This is a genomic window from Rahnella sp. GSA61A (assembly GCF_019969905.1).
Taxonomy (GTDB): domain Bacteria; phylum Pseudomonadota; class Gammaproteobacteria; order Enterobacterales; family Enterobacteriaceae; genus Rahnella; species Rahnella aceris.
Genome location: NZ_JAHXYO010000003.1, coordinates 212,237 through 232,918 on the forward strand (window position 1 = coordinate 212,237; position 20,682 = coordinate 232,918).

At 52.3% G+C, this 20,682-nt stretch carries 17 protein-coding genes; 8 read left to right on the forward strand and 9 right to left on the reverse strand.

From position 1 onward, the window contains the following. Positions 1-7 precede the first annotated feature (7 nt). The 4 genes from LC431_RS05240 to LC431_RS05255 are packed head-to-tail and all read left to right on the forward strand — an operon-like array spanning position 8 to position 3,993. Positions 8-922, forward strand: coding sequence for an ABC transporter substrate-binding protein (locus tag LC431_RS05240; protein WP_223509501.1), 915 nt, complete (start codon positions 8-10; stop codon positions 920-922). Continuing rightward, positions 919-1,746: an ABC transporter ATP-binding protein gene (locus LC431_RS05245; protein WP_013575205.1), complete on the forward strand. Its 828-nt coding sequence runs from the start codon at positions 919-921 to the stop codon at positions 1,744-1,746. The genes LC431_RS05240 and LC431_RS05245 overlap by 4 nt, the downstream gene beginning before the upstream one ends. Before the next feature lie 4 nt (positions 1,747-1,750). Next, positions 1,751-2,566 carry an ABC transporter permease gene (locus tag LC431_RS05250; protein WP_013575204.1) on the forward strand — a complete coding sequence of 272 codons (816 nt, stop codon included), beginning with the start codon at positions 1,751-1,753 and terminating at the stop codon, positions 2,564-2,566. A 26-nt stretch (positions 2,567-2,592) separates the two neighbouring features. Beyond that, the gene (locus LC431_RS05255) at positions 2,593-3,993 is read left to right on the forward strand and encodes an FAD-binding oxidoreductase (RefSeq protein ID WP_223509391.1); all 1,401 of its coding nucleotides are present in this window, start codon (positions 2,593-2,595) and stop codon (positions 3,991-3,993) included. A 60-nt stretch (positions 3,994-4,053) separates the two neighbouring features. On the opposite strand, the gene katG is transcribed toward LC431_RS05255, so the two are convergent. From katG to LC431_RS05270, 3 genes are all read right to left on the reverse strand, one after another. Continuing rightward, complete coding sequence (gene katG / locus LC431_RS05260) at positions 4,054-6,264, reverse strand: catalase/peroxidase HPI (protein WP_013575202.1); 2,211 nt, start codon at positions 6,262-6,264, stop codon at positions 4,054-4,056. A 262-nt stretch (positions 6,265-6,526) separates the two neighbouring features. Then, on the reverse strand, positions 6,527-7,552 hold the full coding sequence (locus tag LC431_RS05265; protein ID WP_223509393.1) for an LLM class flavin-dependent oxidoreductase: 1,026 nt from the start codon (positions 7,550-7,552) through the stop codon (positions 6,527-6,529). A 224-nt stretch (positions 7,553-7,776) separates the two neighbouring features. Continuing rightward, the gene (locus tag LC431_RS05270) at positions 7,777-8,562 is read right to left on the reverse strand and encodes a helix-turn-helix domain-containing protein (RefSeq protein WP_013575200.1); all 786 of its coding nucleotides are present in this window, start codon (positions 8,560-8,562) and stop codon (positions 7,777-7,779) included. A 124-nt stretch (positions 8,563-8,686) separates the two neighbouring features. On the opposite strand from LC431_RS05270, the gene LC431_RS05275 reads away from it, so the two are divergent. From LC431_RS05275 to LC431_RS05285, 3 genes are read left to right on the forward strand one after another with little or no spacing between them, the layout of a single operon-like run. Next, positions 8,687-10,714 carry an FUSC family protein gene (locus LC431_RS05275; protein ID WP_223509502.1) on the forward strand — a complete coding sequence of 676 codons (2,028 nt, stop codon included), beginning with the start codon at positions 8,687-8,689 and terminating at the stop codon, positions 10,712-10,714. Next, on the forward strand, positions 10,704-10,919 hold the full coding sequence (locus LC431_RS05280) for a DUF1656 domain-containing protein (RefSeq protein WP_013575198.1): 216 nt from the start codon (positions 10,704-10,706) through the stop codon (positions 10,917-10,919). Before LC431_RS05275 ends, LC431_RS05280 begins: the two co-directional genes overlap by 11 nt. Further along, entirely contained in the window at positions 10,916-11,833 is a 918-nt protein-coding gene (locus LC431_RS05285; protein ID WP_223509394.1) for an HlyD family secretion protein, read from the forward strand. The genes LC431_RS05280 and LC431_RS05285 overlap by 4 nt, the downstream gene beginning before the upstream one ends. 79 nt (positions 11,834-11,912) lie before the next feature. On the opposite strand, the gene LC431_RS05290 is transcribed toward LC431_RS05285, so the two are convergent. Genes LC431_RS05290 through LC431_RS05305 form a run of 4 tightly spaced genes read right to left on the reverse strand, consistent with a single transcriptional unit; the run spans position 11,913 to position 16,919 of the window. After that, the gene (locus tag LC431_RS05290) at positions 11,913-13,295 is read right to left on the reverse strand and encodes a DHA2 family efflux MFS transporter permease subunit (RefSeq protein ID WP_013575196.1); all 1,383 of its coding nucleotides are present in this window, start codon (positions 13,293-13,295) and stop codon (positions 11,913-11,915) included. A 28-nt stretch (positions 13,296-13,323) separates the two neighbouring features. Next, on the reverse strand, positions 13,324-14,247 hold the full coding sequence (locus LC431_RS05295; RefSeq protein ID WP_223509396.1) for an aminoglycoside phosphotransferase family protein: 924 nt from the start codon (positions 14,245-14,247) through the stop codon (positions 13,324-13,326). A gap of 53 nt (positions 14,248-14,300) precedes the next feature. After that, positions 14,301-15,443, reverse strand: a complete 1,143-nt coding sequence (locus LC431_RS05300; protein WP_223509398.1) for a hypothetical protein — start codon at positions 15,441-15,443, stop codon at positions 14,301-14,303. Between the two features lie 48 nt (positions 15,444-15,491). Then, positions 15,492-16,919, reverse strand: a complete 1,428-nt coding sequence (locus tag LC431_RS05305) for a bifunctional 2-methylcitrate dehydratase/aconitate hydratase (protein WP_013575193.1) — start codon at positions 16,917-16,919, stop codon at positions 15,492-15,494. A gap of 467 nt (positions 16,920-17,386) precedes the next feature. Here LC431_RS05305 and LC431_RS05310 point away from each other — a divergent pair, with 467 nt between their 5' ends. Continuing rightward, positions 17,387-18,274 carry a LysR family transcriptional regulator gene (locus LC431_RS05310; protein WP_013575192.1) on the forward strand — a complete coding sequence of 296 codons (888 nt, stop codon included), beginning with the start codon at positions 17,387-17,389 and terminating at the stop codon, positions 18,272-18,274. Positions 18,275-18,436: 162 nt separating this feature from the next. Here the strand turns inward: LC431_RS05310 and LC431_RS05315 are convergent, their stop codons facing one another. Both LC431_RS05315 and LC431_RS05320 read right to left on the reverse strand, forming a co-directional pair. After that, positions 18,437-19,651, reverse strand: a complete 1,215-nt coding sequence (locus tag LC431_RS05315) for an acyltransferase (RefSeq protein ID WP_121019419.1) — start codon at positions 19,649-19,651, stop codon at positions 18,437-18,439. A 192-nt stretch (positions 19,652-19,843) separates the two neighbouring features. Beyond that, positions 19,844-20,680: an MBL fold metallo-hydrolase gene (locus LC431_RS05320; RefSeq protein WP_037034806.1), complete on the reverse strand. Its 837-nt coding sequence runs from the start codon at positions 20,678-20,680 to the stop codon at positions 19,844-19,846. Positions 20,681-20,682 lie beyond the last annotated feature (2 nt).

A 20,682-nucleotide genomic window follows, 5' to 3' on the forward strand; every position in this document is an offset into this window, starting at 1 on the left:
CACCAGCATGGCGGAAGAGAAATTTACCTTCCTGACCAACTGGTACGCGCAGGCGGAGCACGGCGGTTTTTACCAGGCGCAGGCCAAAGGGTTGTACAAAACCGCCGGTCTGGATGTCAGCATCAAAATGGGCGGCCCGCAGGTCAATGTGATGCAACTGATGGCCGCCGGACAGGCTGACTGTACGCTCGGCGACAACGGACAGGCGCTGGAAACCTGGCAGGCAGGCGTGCATGCGGTGACCGTCGCGACGGTATTCCAGCATTCGCCGACGGTGTTTATCAGCCACGACAAAGTGGAGAAAGGTCAGGAACTGAAAGACAAAACCTTCCTGCTGGCCACCGAGGCATATACCTCTTTCTGGCCGTGGGCGAAAAGTGAACTGGGGCTGGGGAGTGCCAAAATCCGTCCGTACACCTTCAGCGTGCAGCCGTTCCTGGCAGACAATAATCTGGTGCAACAGGGTTATGTCACCTCCGAGCCTTTCTCGATCGAAAAAGGCGGCAAACCGTTCTACGTCTACATGCTCAGCGACTGGGGTTACCCGCCGTACGGCAACTCGATTATCTGCATGGCGGATACTGTTAAAAAACGCCCGGCAGCGGTGGCCGCTTTCGTGAAAGCGTCGATGCAGGGCTGGAAAGAGTATTTGCAGGATCCGGCCGCAGGCAACCAGCTTATCACTCAGGCCAACCCGCGTATGGGGGCAGACCAGATTGCCTTCGGCATCGCACAGATGAAGAAGTATGAGCTGGTGACCGGCGGCGACGCACAAACCGGCGGTATCGGCATCATCACTGAACCGCGTCTGAAAAAGACCTGGGACATGCTGGTGAAAAACAAGCTGATCGACGCGGATAAAGTGCCGTTTGAGCAGACTTATACCCTCGACATGATCAAAGACGCGAAGGTTATGCCATGAATTCAGCCCCCAAACTGACCGTGATGAGCGATGTCCGCTCAGCCAATCCGCCGCCCGTGCCTGCCATCGAAGTGCTGTCGGCGGAGAAAATTTACAGCAACGGCACCCGCGCCCTTTTGCCGGTCAATCTGACCATCAATCAGGGTGAATTCGTCACCCTGCTCGGCCCGTCGGGCTGTGGCAAAAGTACGCTGTTAAAAATGGTCGCCGGGCTGACGGAACCCAGCGACGGCAAACTGGTGCTGTGGCGGCGCGACAGCCGTGAAAAAGCGCAGGTGCCGCTGTCATTCGTGTTTCAGGAAGCCACGCTGATGCCGTGGAGCAACGTGCAGAACAACGTTCGTTTGCCGCTGGATCTGGCGGGCGTGCCGCGAGCCGAAGCCAATACCCGCGTCAGTGAAGCACTGGAACTGGTAGGACTGGGGAAATTTGCCAAAGTCCTGCCGCGCGAACTGTCAGGCGGCATGCAGATGCGCGTCTCCATTGCCCGCGGGCTGGTGACGCGTCCGAAACTGCTGCTGATGGATGAACCTTTTGGTGCGCTGGATGAAATCACCCGCAACAAGCTCGACAGCGATCTGCTGCGCCTGTGGCGGGAACAGGGGCTGACGGTGGTGTTCGTCACGCATTCGATTCACGAAGCGGTATTTCTGTCGCAGCGGGTGATCATGATGGCCGCCCGTCCGGGGCGGGTAGTGGAAGATATCGCCATTAACGAACCCTTCCCGCGCAACGACGATTTCCGCGTCAGTCCGGCATTTTCACGCTATGCGAAGCAGTTGCAGGACAGCCTGCTGCAAGCCAGCCAATCGGGTATGGAGTAACGCTATGCAAACTCAAAAATCCTCTCCGTGGATCAATAACCAAACCTTTCGCAAGGTGCTGTATCCGGCAGTGGTCGCGATTGTGGTGGTTTTGCTGTGGCAGGGCTGGGTGAGTTATTTCAAAATCCCCCAGTTTCTGGTGCCTTCGCCGGTAGTGATGCTGGAAAGCCTGTGGACCAACTTCGGTACGCTGACCATGTCACTGCTGTTTACGCTGAAAATCACTTTGATCTCGTTTTTACTCTCTATCGTCATCGGTTCGGTCGTGGCTTTCGTGCTGGTGCAGAACCGCTTTGTTGAAACCGCGTTGTTCCCGTACATCGTGTTTTTACAAGTGACCCCGATTGTCGCCATCGCGCCGCTGATCATCATCTGGGTCAAAGACACCACGTTGTCGCTGGTGGTGTGTTCGACGCTGATGGCGGTGTTCCCGATCATTTCTAACACCACGCAGGGGTTGCGCAGTGTCTCGCCCGGCCTGCTGAGTTATTTCCAGCTCAGCCGCGCCAGCCGTCTGCAAATCCTGATCCGCTTACGCATCCCTTCTGCGCTGCCGTATTTTTTCGGCGCGCTGCGCATTTCCAGTGGCCTGTCGCTGATTGGTGCCGTGGTGGCTGAATTCGTGGCGGGCACCGGCGGCAATAACACCGGTCTGGCCTACCAGATATTGCAGGCGGGCTATCAGCTCGACATCCCGCTGATGTTTGCCGCCCTGCTGTTAATTTCACTCACCGGTATCGCGCTGTTTGGTGTGATGTCGTGGATTTCGAGGCGCGCCCTGAGCGCCTGGCATGAAAGCGAAGCCGTGCAATCTCATTAACCTCATTCATTTTTGGCAGGAAGAATATGGACAGCGAACAACGTCAACAGGCGCTCGCCCTGATTCAGCAGGCGCTGCCTGATCTCGACTGGACTTTACAGGCGCCGAAGGTTAAACGCCTTTCCCGTGATTTTCACTGGTTCAGCCCGGTGCTCAAGCGGCAACTGGAAGACAAACAGGCCGATGCTGTGGTCAGGCCGCGCAGCGAAGAAGAGCTGATTTTGCTGGTGAAAGCCTGCGTTCAGCACCAGTTACCGCTGATTTTGCGCGGCGGCGCGACCGGCAACTACGGCCAACTGGTGCCGCTGGAAGGCGGAATTCTGGTGGACATGACCGGGTTTAATCAGGTTTGCGAACTGGGCAACGGCGTGGTGCGGGCACAGGCGGGGATCCGGCTGGCGGAGATTGAAACCCTGACCCGTCCGGCAGGCTGGGAACTGCGCTGCATGCCCTCCACTTACCGGCTCGCCAGCCTGGGTGGCCTTTACGGCGGCGGCTTTGGCGGTATCGGCTCGATCAACTACGGCCCGCTCGGCGCGCCGGGCAATGTGCTCAGCGTAAAAGTCATGACCATGGAAGCCGAACCGCGCATTCTGCATGTGCCCGCCCCGCAGGCATTGCTGCTGCATCACGCGTATGGCAGCAACGGCATTGTGCTTGAGGTTGAACTGGCGCTGGCACCGGTTCATCAGTGGATTGAACGGCTGGACGTGTTCGACGACTTCACCGACGCACTGGATTATGCCAACGCCGTTGCCCGTTCACCGGGGCTGGTCAAACGCCAGCTCGCGCTGTTTGCCGCGCCGATCCCGTCTTATTTCAGTCATCTGAACGGGCATTATCAGGCCAGCCAGCATGCGGTGATCAGCGTGATTGCGCAGGAAAGCGAAGGTTTCTGCGCCCATCTGCTGGAAAAGTACCACGGGCACAGCGCAGTGCGTCAGTCTGCCGACGCGGCGCGTGAGGCTAATGCGTCGCTGATGGAATATTGCTGGAACCACACCACGCTGCACGCGCTGAAAATTGACAGCACCCTGACCTATTTACAGACGGCGTTTAATTATACGAATTATCGCCAGCAGATCATCGATATGGCGGCTTTGTTCGGCGACGAGGTGATTTCGCATATTGAGTTCCTGCGTGACAATGACGGCAATATCACCGCCAGCGGTTTACAACTTGTGCGTTATTCCACCGAAGAAAGACTGAACGAAATAATGAAAATCTTCCGTGATAATGACGTGAAAATAAATAACCCGCATGTTTATCGCATTGAAGAGGGTAAACAGGGAGAAATTAAACCTGACGTCGTTTCGGTTAAAAAGTGTCTTGATCCCGACGGGTTACTTAACCCCGGCAAGCTCAGGGGCTGGGAGGTACGCGACACCCTGGAATTAGATAACAATCCTCTTTTATTGCGTGACTGAAAAAAAAGCCCGCTTAATAAAATTTAAGCGGGCTTTTGGCTTTCAAACGGTCAGTTCAGATCAAAGCTCGAATCTGTCCAGATTCATCACTTTAGTCCAGGCGGCGACAAAGTCTTTCACGAACTTCTCTTTGGCGTCACTGCTGGCGTAAACCTCCGCGTTGGCACGTAATATGGCATTCGAGCCAAACACCAGATCGGCACGCGTGGCGGCGAATCTGACTTCTCCGCTGACGCGATCACGACCTTCAAAACGCTCACCGGAGCCATCAACAGGTTTCCATTCGGTACGCATATCCAGCAGGTTGACGAAGAAATCCGTGTTCAGCTCACCGGTTTTTTCCGAGAACACGCCCAGATTACTGCCGTCGTAGTTAGCCCCCAGCGCACGTAATCCGCCGACCAGCACCGTTAATTCCGGCACGGTCAGGGTCAGTTGCTGAGCCTTGTCGATCAGAAGATTTTCAGTCGATGTATTGGCCGTTTCGCCACGGTAGTTACGGAAACCATCCGCTTTAGGCTTAAGCAGTTCGAACGACTCAATATCCGTCTGATCCTGACGCGCATCCACCCGACCCGGCGTGAAAGGCACGTCGATGTCGATATGAGCCGCTTTCGCCGCCTTTTCAATACCAACCGAACCGGCTAAAACGATCACATCCGCCAGAGACACCTTCTGGAATGACTGCTGGATAGCTTCCAGAGCAGGCAGTGCGCGGGCTGCAATGGCATTCACTTCCCAGTCTCTTTGCGGACGCAGCGCCAGACGCGCACCGTTCGCACCGCCGCGTTTGTCACCGCCACGGAAGGTCGACGCTGACGCCCACGCCACCGAGACCAGTTCACTGACGCTCAGGCCGGAAGCGGCAATTTTTTCTTTAAGCTGCGCGATATCGCCAGCCGTCGGGTGATACACCGGCACCGGCAACGGATCCTGCCAGATTAAGTCTTCCTTTGGCACTTCCGGTCCGATGTAACGGGCTTTCGGCCCCATATCGCGGTGGGTCAGTTTGTACCATGCACGGGCAAAAGCTTCGTTGAAGGCCTGCGGATCACCGTGGAAACGACGGGAAATTTTCTCGAATTCCGGATCAAAACGCAGCGTCAGATCGGTCACCAGCATGGTCGGTTTGCGTTTTTTTGAGGTATCGAACGGATCAGGAATAATGTCCGGCGCATCAGCGGCTTCAAACTGAATCGCCCCTGCCGGGCTGCGGGTCTGCACCCACTCGTATTTGAACAGGTTCTCGAAGAAGTAATTGCTCCACTGCGTCGGGGTTTGCGACCAGATAACTTCCAGGCCGGAGGTGATGGCATCCGCACCGACACCGGTTCCGTGACTGCTTTTCCAGCCCAGGCCTTGTGATTCAATCGGTGCAGTTTCCGGGTCAACACCCACATTATCGGCCGGACCTGCGCCGTGTGTTTTACCCAGCGTGTGACCACCGGCAATCAACGCGACGATCTCTTCATCGTTCATGCCCATATTGCCGAACGTGGCACGAATGGCCGGAGCAGCCGACGCCGGATCACCACTGTGATTCGGCCCTTCCGGGTTGACGTAAATCAGCCCCATTTCCGTTGCGCCCAGCGGAGATTTGGCCAGCTCTTCAGGATGGCGGTGTTCCAGCCAGGTGGTTTCATCACCCCAGTTAATGTCCAGATCCGGTTCCCAGACGTCTTCACGCCCGGCACCAAAACCAAAGGTGCGGAAACCGGAGTTTTCCAGCGCGACGTTACCCGCCAGAATATACAGATCGGCCCAGGAAATTTTCTGACCGTATTTTTGTTTCACCGGCCACAACAGACGGCGCGCTTTATCCAGACTGACGTTGTCCGGCCAGGAGTTTAACGGGGCGAAGCGCTGCTGGCCGCGACCGGAACCGCCGCGTCCGTCGACGGAGCGATACGTCCCGGCGCTGTGCCATGCCAGACGGATGAACAGACCGATGTAGCTGCCCCAGTCCGCCGGCCACCAGGGCTGCGACGCAGTGAGCACCCCTTTGAGGTCGGCTTTCAGTGCGGAGTAATCTAATTTGGCAAATTCTTTACGATAATCAAAGGATTCGCCCAACGGGTTTGAGCGATTTGAGTGCTGATTCAGCAGGTCAACCCTGAGCTGGTTAGGCCACCAGTCACGGTTAGTTGTCCCGCCGCCAGAGGCTTTATTTGAGTTTCCTTCATGGAAAGGACATTTACCGGCACCGGCTTCTCTGTCTGCTTCAACAATTGGCTTTGCGTCGTTTGCTTCTTCATCAATAGAACTGCTCATGCTCACACTCCTGTTATGTAGTCTCATTGCTACTCTATACGCGGATTGAAACCAGTCACATCTGAATCACCCTATGTATTTGATAGATTTTGCCTTAGGACTTATACGCGCTTTTTGCGGGTTTTATCACCAAAATGCCACCCGCTCTGATTATAGAATAGCCCCTGACTGACAGAGGTTTCTCTGTCAGCGTCTCAAAATGCAAAAAGCCCGCCTGAGTTTCCTCATGCGGGCTTTGGGTTTCTAAAACTTTCTTCAGCGATTATTCACGCCAGCCCATTTCAGGGGCGACATATTTGAGGATTGACTCAATCACATGCACGTTGTAATCAACGCCAAGCTGATTCGGAACGGTCAGCAATAAGGTGTCGGCTTCGGCGATCGCTTCATCCTGCTTCAGCAATTTGATCAACCTGTCCGGTGTCGCCGCATAGCTGCGGCCGAAAATCGCCCGGGTTTTCTCATCGAGGAAGCCAACTTTGTCGCCATCATCGCCGCTGCCGCCAAAATATGCGCGGTCGCGGTCATCCATCAGGGCGAAAATACTGCGGCTGACGGACACACGCGGTGTGTGCTCATGCCCCGCCTCAGCCCAGGCCTGACGGTAAGCGCGAATTTGCTGCGCCTGCTGAATATGGAACGCCTCGCCGGTTTCATCATCTTTCAGCGTGGAGCTTTGCAGGTTCATGCCCAGTTTCGCCGCCCAGACGGCGGTAGCATTCGAGCCCGCGCCCCACCAGATACGTTCACGCAGCCCGGTAGAATAGGGTTCAGGGCGTAACAAACCCGGCGGATTCGCAAACATCGGTTGCGGATTAGGTTTCGCAAAACCTTCGCCGCGCAGGACATCAAGCAGTTTCTCTGTATGACGGCGCGCCATATCGGCTTCCGTTTCGCCTTCTTCCGGCTGATAACCAAAATAGCGCCAGCCGTCGATGACCTGCTCAGGCGAACCACGGCTGATACCGAGCTGTAAACGCCCCCCGGAAATCAGATCCGCAGCGCTGGCGCTTTCCGCCATATACAACGGATTTTCATAGCGCATATCGATAACGCCGGTACCGATCTCAATCTTGCGGGTTTTCGCGCCGATGGCTGCCAGCAACGGGAAAGGCGACGCAAGCTGGCGCGCAAAATGATGCACCCGGAAATAAGCACCATCGGCCCCCAGTTCTTCGGCTGCGACAGCCAGATCGATAGATTGCAATAAGGCATCAGCCGCCGAGCGCGTGCCCGACTGGGGGGATGGCGTCCAGTGCCCGAATGATAAAAATCCAATCTTTTTCATAGCGTCTTCATCCTCATAATCCGTAAACCGGTGCCCTGTCTCTGTCATGCGGAACAGGGCTTAGTGATGGGTTTACTTTACGCGACTCAGGATGAGAATAAATATCATTTGTTTAACATACTGATTCAGTTTATTTGATTAACAACAGGGGATTTTTGCGGGTTCTGGCAGCAGATGCCTCGCCACGGCGCATTGAAGGTCATCGTCCGCGGGCCGTATCAGGCTTATTTTCTTTCACTAAAATAGAGCGCAGGCGTGCAGCCGACAGACTTCTTAAACATGGTGATGAAAGCATTGACTGACTCATAGCCTAATTCATTCGCCACATTTTGTACGGACTGGCCGCTGGCAAGCCCCCGTAGCGCAATAATCAAATGCAGTTGCTGACGCCAGCGTCCGAATGAAAGTCCTGTTTCGCGCACCATAAGTCGTGCAAGGGAACGTTCACTTAATGCCAGGCGTTTTGCCCACTCACGCAATGTACTGCGGTCTTGCGGATGGCTGACCAGCGCATCGGCCATCTCTCGTATTTTGGGATTTTCTGAGACCGGTAAATTAAAATTCTGCTGCGGCATATTCACCAGTTCATCAAGCGTGACCCGTGCCAGCCGTGCCGCATGGCTGTCCGGCGGGTAATGCGCATCTTCCCCGACCAGACGACTAATCAGTTCGCGAATAAGGGGAGAAACAGCAAATGTGCAGCATTGTTCTGGTAGTGCGGCGGCTCCCGGCTCAACAAATAAATAGCTGAGATGCGCATTCCAGGTGGCTCTCGCACTATGGGGAGTTCCTCCGGGGATCCATACGCCGCAGTGAGGCGGCACAATCCATATGTCATTCTCAGCCCGACAGGTTACCGCACCATAAAGGGCAAGGATGAACTGTCCCTTTCGATGGGTGTGAACGGGGACTTCCGCTTCGTACTCGGTGAAATCAATGTGGCGCGCCACAGCCGCACAGCCGGTGGAGTCGGGATCAAAAAGTGAAATAACGTCGCGGGAAAGCGTCATATTGGCCGGATTCAGGTATTTTCTGGCAGTATAGAGTATTTCCACCCCTGAGTAATCTGGCAATAATTGCCGGTATGCGCAAATGACTCTTTGCCACCACCGCTTGCCAGGGGCCATTACTCTCATGTTCAACTCTTTACGCAGGGCATTCCCCTCCTCCTTGCTTCTTAACGATGCGAATGCGTTGTTATATTCAGCCAAGACGTTTACCGCTGCCATGCTGGCCTATTACATCGCTTTGTCTGTCGGTCTGGACAGGCCTTCCTGGTCAATTATTACTGTCTATATCGTTTCGCAGACATCCGTCGGTGCCTCACTGAGCCGAAGCGTTTATCGCCTGACGGGCACGATCACAGGCGCGGCGATGACGGTGGTGATTGTGCCCAATTTTGTCAACACACCGATAATTTGCAGTCTGGTACTGACCGGCTGGATAACACTTTGCCTTTATTTTTCGCAGCTTGACCGTACCCCCCGCGCCTATGCTTTTGTTCTGGCGGGCTACACGGCAAGTCTTATTGGTTTTCCTGCGGTGTTCGAACCCGGCGCAATTTTTGACATCGCCATCACCCGGGTACAGGAGATCATGATCGGGATCCTGTGTGCCAGCTTTATCCACCGCTATGTCATACCCAAACGCATTACGGGTCTTTTCAACAGCAAGCTCGCGGTAACACAGCGTGATGCCCGCCGGATGGTGATTGACACGTTAAAAAGAGTAGCCGGCGAGAAAGAAAAGCAGCTTCAGCTTGCGCTGACGTTACAGTCCCTTGACGGGTTTGGTCATCATCTGCCCTATGACTTCGCGATATCAAAATCATCACGTAAAGCACGTCAGTTAATACATGACAGATTGTCGCGGCTCTTGGTTGTGAGTAACCAGTTACATGATTATCTGCACGAATTAAACCTCTTACCGGACAGCATTGCGACGCTGGTCAGTGAGGTCACAGACTGGCTCGCCTGTGAGGATTCAACCGCGCGTAAGGCCGGTGCTGAAAGGCTGCGGCGACGTTGTGTGGCGTTGCGACACCGGTCATCCGCTGACGAATTAAATTTTAAAGAAGCGCTGCGCGTTAATTTTGTCAAACGGCTGGAAGAGACAATCATGCTTTTGCAGCAATGCGAACAGCTTTCTCATGCCCTCCTTTTGGCCAAACCTGAGCATATGATTGATGGAGCCGAAGAGGCAAAAGGTTACGTTTATCACCGGGATCATTTTACGGCTGCGCGTGCTGCGCTGGGGGCGTTTGCCATCATCTTCAGTGGCTGTCTGCTGTGGATTTACTCCGCGTGGCCCGATGGCGCCACAGCGGTATCGATTCTCGGCGTCTGCTGCACATTATTTGGCAGTTTCGACACGCCGGTTCCTCATATCGTTAAATATATTGCAGGCTCCGTCTATGGCGTGATTATCAGCCTGATTTATAGCTTCATCCTTCTTCCCCAGGTGACCGAATTTAGTGTGCTGGTTGCGGTACTTGCGCCTGCTTATTTGCTGGCCGGATCTCTGCAGGCCAGACCGCCCACCACGTTCATGGCTATGGGCATCACGCTGACACTGCCCATCTTGTCTGAATTAGGCGCGCGCTACAGTGGTGACTTTGCCACTGCCATCAACACGGCGGTCGCGTTATTTGCCGCAACCGGCTATGCCGTGGTCAGTATGGGTTTATTACAGACCGTACAGGCGGATTCTGCGATCCGTCGTCTGCTGCACCGATGTCGCCGTGACATCAGATATCGCGCAAAGGGTCTCTCATCCATGAATGATGTGGCCTGGGTGAATCTGATGATAGATCGAACTGCCCTGATCCTGCCCCGGCTCCCGCACAGTAACCAGACGGCGGACTCGGTGCTTAATAGCCTGCTGCATTATTTAAATATTGGACTTGCAGTGACTTATTTAAAACGCTCACTGAATAAGCTGGAGGGAGAAACCGCATTACAGGTAAATACACTTCTCAACCTGCTGGCCCGCGGTGCGCAGCCCGGTGAATTACAGAAACGTATTAGCCTGATACTCGCCATTAACCCGCCGGTTTCACATCAACAACCGCACGCTCTTATTGAGCATATTATTGATCTGCACTGTGCGTTAAAAAACTGTGCATTAAAAGAGAGGGATAAGGAACAGTCACATGATTACTGACATTAATATCGGTGGCGTCTTTTTGCCTGGCTTATTAGTCATGGCTTTGATGGCATTTTCCGGCACGATTTTAATCACACCCTTTTTATCTTTTAGCAGATTCTATCGGCGTTTACCCTGCCGGCCGCTCATTGATTTCACGACTTTTATTATTATCTTTGCCTTGTTAATGCAGGGGCTGGACGCGTCAGGATTATCAGTATGAAACCATTTTTTTCGCTGTTAGGCCGCTATATATTTACACTAAGCGCCGTCATGGTGGCAGCCATTATTGCCTTCATGATGTGGAAACATTATGCACAGACGCCCTGGACGCGTGACGGTCGGGTACGGGCAGATGTGGTGCAAATCACGCCAGATATTTCCGGGCCGGTAAACCGCGTTGCCGTGATGGATAACCAATGGGTTAATCGCGGAGATATTCTTTATTCAATCGATCCGCAATGGTTGAAACTGGCGGTGCTCAGCGCTCAGGCTGAGGTTGATGCGAAGCGAAATGAAATGCAAATGCGTCAGGATGCTGCCAGACGTCGCAGTCAGATTAGCGGAGTAATCTCTAAAGAAGATATACAAAATACCAGCAGTGCGGCGGGCGTTGCGGCGGCGGAATATCAGGGGGCACTGGCCGCGCTGGAACTGGCAAAGCTCAATCTTTCCCGCGCGACAATTCATTCTCCGGCAGACGGCTATGTCACGCATCTGAGACTGCGTCCCGGCGATTATGCCAACGCGGGGGAGACAAAAGTTGCCATTATTGATGCCAGCAGTTTCTGGGTAGTGGGTTATTTTGAGGAAACGAAAATGCAGCGTATTCATGTCGGTAGCACGGCAAAAATCGTGCTGATGGGATATGCACCTGCGCTGACAGGCCACGTAGAAAGCATTGGTCGCGGGATAGATGATAGCAATGACGCACCCGGTAGCCAGGGCCTGCCGGATGTAGAGTCCACGTTTAGCTGGGTGCGACTCGCTCAGCGTATTCCGGTACGCATCCATATTGATCATCTGCCCAACGGGGTCGAATTAGTGGCGGGCATGACTGCCAGCATCGCCATTAACGCGTCAAAGAGCGCGGACACTAAAGCAGGATATGCGGATTTTTTGTCATCTGACCGGTGAATGCCTGAATAACCCATTCGTCAGAAAAGCCGCCGCAGAATGGCATTTATCCTGCGGCGGGCATAACGCATAACCTCTGTTACCGGTGCAGGCGCAGCATACTTGAGACAGAAGATAGCGCAGAGATAAGACAGGCCAGCCCGAAGACATAGACGGCGAACTGTGCCCCCGCCTGCCCCGTCAGTCCGTTCAACAGTGCAATAACCATCGCGACCAGCGCCGCACCAATGGATTGCCCTGCTGTCCTGGCGGTTGACAATACCCCCGAGGCCGTGACCGTTCGGTTCGGTGCCACATTCGAGAACATCTCTTTATTATTCGGCGGCAGGAACAGTCCATAGCCAATCCCGCAAACCGCCACGCGCCAGAGAAAATCATTCACCGTCGCCGCTTGCGGCAACAGAGCCAGAGATCCTAAACCCAGAGAGAAAATCACCACGCCGGCTGTCGATATCTGGGTAGGATTTAAACGATTGGACAGCCTGCCCGCCACCGGGGCGCAGATTGCAACGGCAACCGGCCACGGTGTAAAGATGAACGCCGATTCCAGCACCGAATAGTGATAGGCATGCTGCAGTACAAAGGGCAACCCCACCAGCGCCATCCCCTGTGCCACAAACATTGAGACAGAAGAGATCACCGCAAAGGTATACCGCCTTGAACGGAATATATCGAGCGGCAACAACGGGCTTTTTGAGCGCGTCTGCACGCTGACAAAGATGGCCAGCAGCAGCACCGAGGCGACGCCGCAAAGCATGAGTATGCGGCTATCCCAGCGCCCGATCTGATCCACAGCGATGACCATCAGCCCTAAAGCGACGGCTGAGGTCACCGCACCTCCCCAGTCGAAGCCTTTTTCCTTCTCAGTATCGACGCCCAGGGAGATCAGGGAGAAGACAATGGCAAGTGCACCCAGCGGGAGATTGATGTAGAACAACCATGGCCAGTCCAGATAAGAGATGATCAGGCCGCCTAACGCCGGGCCGATGGCCGTCCCCACCGCAAAAGCCAGCGCGTTCAGCCCTAAAATGGTGCCCAACGTATGCGGCGGAAAGATAACCCTGTACAGACCCAGCCCGACGCTGATCATGACCGCATAGCTCACCCCCTGAAGTATACGCATGGCAACCAGCATGCCGAAGGTCGGGGAGAGGCTACAGCCCAGCGATGCCAGCGTAAACAGCACCATGCCAGCGGTGTAGAAGCGCCGCTCCCCTATCCTCGAACCCAGCGATGCACAGATCAACATCGTTGCAGCGCTGGCAACCTGATAGGCGTTGGTCACCCAGATGACAGAGGCAGAATCTACCCGTAAAGCCTCCGCAATAGAGGGCAAGGATATATTGACGATGGAACTGTCCAGCGCCGCCATAACCACGCCAATCAAAATGGCGGCAGCCGCCAGATAGCGCCTTGGCGCCTCAAATCCTTGTTCTAAGGGACTACTGCTTACCAGCGACATATCCTTATCATCCTATATTGAATTGAAATTACGCACAGAGGCTTTCAGCCTCAGCAACCGGTCCTTCGAGGTAGGCCAGCAGGCCCAGCATCAGCACTTCTTCCGGGCTGGCAACAACGGGAGAGCGCGGCGCTTTCCAGGGCTGTTTACTGCCGTTGATGCGGATACTCCTCAGGAAACAGTAGGTGGTGAGGACATAGAACCGGTTGCGCATACTTTCCCCCATCAGCGGCAGCAGGCCGGAAATACCGCCTAACTCAGGGATCTCGCTAAGAATGCTGCCGTAGTCCGGTTTCGCCAGCACGAACATCAGTGCATCCGCCATCGGGACCATTTTGACTGCATCCTTTACCTCTGCCGCAAGCTCATGCCAGAACGAAAAAGCAAACCGCGAGAAGCCGAAAAGCGGATCCAGCCCGCGTACGGAAAAGTCAGGGTCAATGAAACGTGTCTGAGCATGCTCCTCGTTATAGAGCACATTGCCGAAGTGAAAATTGAAATGGGCTTTTTCTACCGATCTGAACTCTTCAGTCCGGGCCAGCTCCAGCGCTCTTTCATAGACTTCCCGGGCCGTGGTACTGAAACGCACCCCGTTAAGCAGAATAGGTTTATCAAACAGCTCATGAGCGAAGCGCGTGCCTTCCCACTCTTCCTGTAATCTGGCAGGCATCTCGTGGGTTATTGCCGACGAGGTTTCTGATTCCAGGCTGATCGCTTTCTGTACATTTTCCAGTGCGTTTCTGACGATCATCCTGCGCTCAGCCAGCGACCGTTGTTCGTCAAAGACGATCCTGGACAGCGGAAGGGAATCCATCTTCTCGAGAATATAAAATTGCCGCCCGGCTGCCAGTCCGTCGTGCAAGACCGGCACCATCAGTTCCGGATAAATATCGTGCAATGCCCGGATCTGATCGACTTCGGCTTTCAGTTTGCCATTGAACATTTCGGACATGGCCGTCTTCACAACGAAGCCTGAACTCAAAAAATCTACAGTATGTGAGCTTGTCATTTTTCAATCCCCTGGAAAGTTGCCACTGGCAGGCCAAGCGCGAGGCTGCGCGCTACAGCACGTACCACAGCGCTGTAGCCGACGGTGTTGTTAACAAACGACTGGATGATGACCTCACTCAAATTCTGACTGGCCAGATAGGCTGGCCGGAGAATGAGCAAGTGATTCTGATCGGAAAGAATGGTTGAACACCGGCGCTCGAAGGCATATGCACGGCTTCCTAACGGTGACCGCGATGCTTTCACAACATGAGGATGCGTCCCGCTCACCCGCTCAATCGCCGCCTCAATGAGACCGGGGGTTAACGCACCGCCATCCTTAACGATGAAACGGTTAATCTGATAGCCGGGTGCATGCACAGGCGCGCGTAATGAGACGGTATTCACTAACGGTGCCCAGGGCATCACCTTGTCCTGACTCATGGCAATTTGTGAGAAGCTCGGACGGAGATTGTCGCGCGCATCCTGCAGGCGTCCTTCAAACGATCGGGTGCCGAGTACACCGTTAGGCGTATCCGGATGCACGATATCGGTTTCAACCGACACAATATGCGAGGCGTTGCATTGGATAGCCCTGAGCGCCTCGGTGAGTACGCGCAGTGAGGCATGCATGCCATTGGTCTGGCAGGAGCCGAGGCAATACATGCCCGAACCGACCACCTGGCGTTGTATCGTGTCGATATCATCGCGGGTCAGATCTTCCAGACAGCCATAGATACTCGGCAGTTCGTTGGCCTCTGCAACGCCCAGCACCACGTCCGCGAGTTCTTGCATGTTGCGGGCGACAGGGCTGTTTTTGTCCATATCCAGCTTGCTGGTTGCGATAAAGCCAATGTCGAAGCGACCTGTCTGCGGAGGAAGATCTTTGGCAAGATCACCAAAGAAAAAGTGAACCTCACGACCGTCGATCCGCAGGGTGTCATGATCGATAATGTCGATGTGAGACTGGATGCCGGGATGCGCCATCGCCAGACGGGCCACAATGCCATCTATCGGACGCAGCTCAGGATAATGTTTATCTAAAGAAGGAGGATTCGTGACGACGGTTTGAATAGCAAAACCATCCTTCGCCGGATCATTCTGAATCAGCAAATTCGCGCCGATCTCCGCTCCGCAACCCACTAATATGGCTTTTTTCACTTCATCACCTCGCGCTAAATGAATATAGGTAAGTGTGTTAAATGCGGCCTAGTCCCAGGAGAACATTTTCAGCAAATCAGTGACGGACATGGCATCAAGCTTCGATTCCGAAATCAGGGTTTCGGCCAGAATATGGGCGCGGTCACGCAGCGGGCTGTCTGAAAGATTCAGATGGAATTTCGTCAGCAGCGCCCCGAAACACTCTTCACGGCGACGAACATGGCCGAGCGGATATTCAATGGTTTCAGAGATCTCTTCAGTCATGCCATGACACTTCAGATAGAGCGCATTGGGAATGGCGCGCTTATCAGGGTCGTAGTAGCTCTCTGTAAAGGAAGGGCGTTCAGTGCAGGTGATTTTCAATCGCAGTGCATCCAGTTGAGGATCGCTGGCGAGCGGTTCGTGGAAATCTTTAATCGTCAGATTTCCGGTTTGCAGCCCCACGGCAACCATGTACTGGAGACAGTGATCGCGATCGGCGGAGTTATTCAGCGGCCCTGATTTATCAATAATCTGAATCGCCGGTCGGGTTGTTTCTACCCGCACATACTCGATGCTCTCAGACGTAAACCCGGCTGCCAGTATCCGTTCCCGAAGGTTAATGGCCGCTTCTACAGCAGTCTGGGCGTGGTACTCAGCGGGATTGGGAACCTTGAACAAGATGTTCTTAATGACAAAATCTGACAGGTTGCGCGACAGATTGAAGGGTTTGCCCCGCAAAACAGCATCATTGAATCCCCACCGGCTGACCGTCAGCGCGGTGGGATAACCCATTTCACCGGTTTGCGCGAACAGCGCCAGTTGCAGGCCACGCGCCGTGGCGTCTCCGGCGGCCCATGACTTACGGGTACCGGCATTTGGCGCATGCCGGTAGGTTCGGAGAGAGTGACCGTCGATAATAGCGTTGGACAGTGCACTCAGTGCCTGGTCTTTTGACAAGCCGAGGAGTTGAGCTGAGGCGATGGCAGAAGCCACTTTCACCAACACCACATGGTCAATCCCCAGCGCATTAAAACAGTTCGACAGACACAGCACGCCGTGGATCTCATAAGCACGAATCATCGTATTCAGGACGGCTGTCATATCAGCGGGCGGCTGATTACCGTCAGTCAGGCTATGCCAGGTTGCGGCAGCCAGGATGGCCCCCAGATTATCGGACGGGTGCCCCCACTCCTGCGCAAGCCAGGTGTCATTGAACTCCAGCCAGCGGATCATCGAACCGATATGAAAGGCCGCCTCGATCGGTCCCAGTCTGAGTCCGGTACCGACAACCGGGACACCCGCCTGGCTCTTGCTGAACTGAGCGCTGCCCATTAGTTTCAGACAGTCGTGATCGGCAGAGGCGGCAATTGCGCAACCTATCGAATCCAGCAGACAATAACGCGCCAGGCGTAAAGTCTCATTATCAAAGGTTGTCCGCTCATAGGCGTAGTCAACCAGCTCAACCATTACCTCATCAAACTCTGCATGCGCCATATTTCACCCCATAAACAAAAATGAATTGTCGAAATACACGTAATTGAGATCCGGTAATATATATATCCAGATAATAGAAATAGACAACGCGTTGATTTATATGAGAATACTCTCCATCACTCATAAAATCGTAATGGGCATGGCAATAAAAGACCAGCGAATAAAATCGAGGCATTCATCGAAAGTATTGATGCCCTGACAAAATGCCTGTTGAGGAGGACGGAAAGTTCAGGGAAATGAGCATGAGTTACAGAGCGTGAAAATAAGCACAGTCTGTTGTTGAAATTCGTAATTCAGAATTAATGTCTGCCGGAAAGGTAATAATAATGACACGCACCCTGATGTGGCCACGCAGTGCCCGCAGTGGTAGCCCGGAGCGGAGATTTTAAAACATAGTGACAAACTCACTAATACAGAATATAAATAATTGTTGTGACGGTGAACTAATTTTTAGCATGAGGTCTCAAATGAAGCTAAGTGAACTTCTTGCGTTCGTGACAGTCGTGGAGACAGGGAACATAACCCAGGCAGCCGAGCGTCTGAATCGCGTGCAATCGAGTATTTCCCACCGAATCAGGAGCCTGGAGGATAATCTGGATGTCACCCTGTTAGATCGAAAAACCGATGGGTGCTCACTGACTGCGCAAGGCCAGATACTTTATGACTACGCACTTAAAATATTGAATCTTGCGGATGATTGTAAAAACAACATTTCCCACTCCAAAAATAGCCAGCTGAATATACGTATTGGCATAATCGAATGTCTACCCCCCTATATTGTCAGTTCACTGATCGATTTAGGTCATGATTTGGGCTGGAATATCGATATTTCGATTGGGAACACCATAAGCTTGCTTAATGCCTTCGACCAAAACGAATTTGATGCGGTAATAATCGGTGCAGGTTTTTCAAACACGCAACATGCGCGCTCCATATTACTCTCCAGCGAACTGGTTATTATTACAGAGAAAAATTACCCCACCATTAAAGACATCTCCAGTCTGGATGGCGAAGTTTTTTTACTCAGCAGCAAAAAATGTGCAACCACTACCCGCAATTATAATGTTCTTTTTAATGAAGGGCATATCACGCCTAAGCGGGTGGTAGAATGTGGTTCCTATCCCGTACTGTTCTCCAGCATCGCTGCCGGCAAAGGCGTGTCGTTAGTTTTACGTTGTTCTATCAGCGGCGAGGTACAAAATAAGATAAAAATTCATGAACTCAGTGGCCAGTTCAATGACTTCAAAATAGAGCTTGTTTATCGTACAGATTCACCTTATCTGGATAGCACTAAATTCAGAGGCATAATGACCTCACTTTTTCAGGATCCCCGGCTGCACAATATCGGTTATTAGGGCATTCGTAACCAACACGTACACTCCCCATGTTAGTGAAATTCCCTCATCTCAAATACAAATGGGAGAGCATACATCTGCCGTATGCCCTCCCATCCCATAAGCCTGCCCTCCCCCGTTCGTCGTATTCTGACGACAAGATGATCAATACTCCGTTATCCGTTATGAAGGTTTACGCAGAGCCACTAAGGCTTTCGCTCTGCACTTCTCCAGTATTAATTTCATCACGGGCACTTCAAAGTACTTATATAAAAAAGAGGCAAATGAGACGGATAAAACCAACGCGACGGCGATAAGCGCAATTCCCTCCGGTAAGCTAAACTTTCTTCCTGCCGTAAGATTCAAAAAATAAAAGAGCACTAAGAAATGAACCATATAGAAGGAATAGGATATTTCTCCTAACCACACCGATGTTTTACTGTTTAACAGAGTGTTTCGGTATTTTAAATCATCACCCGCAATCGAAACGATTAATAAACACACCGGGATGATGAAAACCACGCTCATACTGAACTGGTAAGGGATATACATGGAACCGATGTAAGTTGCTGCAAGCAGGGTAAACGACGCCGTTTTCGTCAGCACGAGCATTCGTCCGTTCATCAGCAGCCGGGCTGCAAACATACCGGCAAGGAATTCAAATATGCGTGATGGGGGAAAAATATACGAAACCCAAAAGTGTTGCTGCGAGATCGGAAACGCCCCCATCATCTTGTCCGGCTCAACCCAGAGGTAAATATATGTTTGAACCAATAAGGATGCCGCCGTTACTATTATTAATCCGGCTAAATCGAATTTTTCAGGTATTGTCTTCATTACTCTGAAAAGAAAGGGGAAAGAAAGATAAAACATCGCTTCTATACAAAGAGACCAACTGGGTCTGTTACCGACGAAAAAATAGTGAACATCATCAACCCAGGTATTCAATAACAGAAGGTTTGATGACCAAAGTTTATATTGATAGATACTCATGGCACCAATAATGAATGCTATAGCCCAGGTCAGACAATGCGTAGGGTAAATCTTTGCAAAACGTCGCAGGTAAAAATCTCCCACGGTGTCATTATCTCTCGCAGACCACACCATAATGAATCCACTGAGTATGAAGAAATATGAAACGCCGAGCCAGCCCGCTTTACCCACAATAACGGTGAAAATGTGCTGTATGGTTGGATCTGAAAAGGGAGCGAGATCGCTGGGTAGCGATGAATGAAATAAAAAAACTAATAAAGCCGCCCAGAATCTGCTTCCGGTAAGCGATGGAAGTTTGATCTGCGGGGGTAATTTCCCGGTTGTTATTGGCTGACTCCCCGCCATTTCAATGGCGTCAGCATGAATAGCATCAATACTTATTTCTCTGTTTATTGCAGGATTCATGGTGTTCCCCCTGAGGATAGTATTTTATACCGGAAGATTTATTCAGTAGCATAGCGACAATGTTACACAGCAAAAATAAATAGCGGCAAAGCAACTTAAGCAGAGCCTGACCGGTTACCAATAATTAACCGTTGCGTTGCCGGTCAGGAAATAAAGTATTTTCAGAGCAGAACGTTCTGATGAAAGTTTTAACTAGTGGATATCGACGGTCACGTATCCGGATTTACGTTTTTCAATATAACCAAATCCTTGTTCGCCAAAATGCATACCACCGACAAGAACGCTGTCCGAGCTCACGCTTTCAAGTATGCGGGAACGTGTCTCTGCCGCCATTTGAGGATCATAGTCAAAGGCAATGGCAACATCCGGTTTTAGCAGTTGAATATGAGGAAAATGAACAATATCACCCCAAATCAACAGGCTATCTCTGTTACCCTCAATCCGGTAACCTGTATGACCCGGCGTGTGACCTTTCAGCGGGATCGCAAAAACACCAGGAAATACCTCGCCTTTATCGATGAGACGAAGATTTTTCTGATACTTTTTGAATATACTTCGCGCCAGCAGGAAATTGCCTTTTACGCGGTCACTGACGGCAGCGAAATTTTCATCATCTTGCAGATAATTAAATTCATCGCTGTTTATGATCAATTCGGCATTAGCAAATACAGCCTCACCTTCTGCGTTTAACAATCCGCCAATATGATCAGGATGGGCATGTGTGAGTAATACCGCGTCAATATTGCCAGGTTGTATCCCCAGCAGATCCAGATTAGCAACCAGTTTGCCGCCCCAGCCCTTAACGCCTCCTGCCCCGCTATCGATAAGAATATTTTTACCCTTCTGGCGGACTAAAAAAGTATTAATATGCACCGCATTGAGTTCACTGACTTGTGCACTGCGCTGAATTTCCTTGCACTCGTCCTCATCCACATTTGAAAGCATTCCGAAGTCGACATGCAGATATCCATCACTTACCGCAGTAACTGATATATCGCCGAGATCTCTTGTTGGAAAATTAACATTCATAA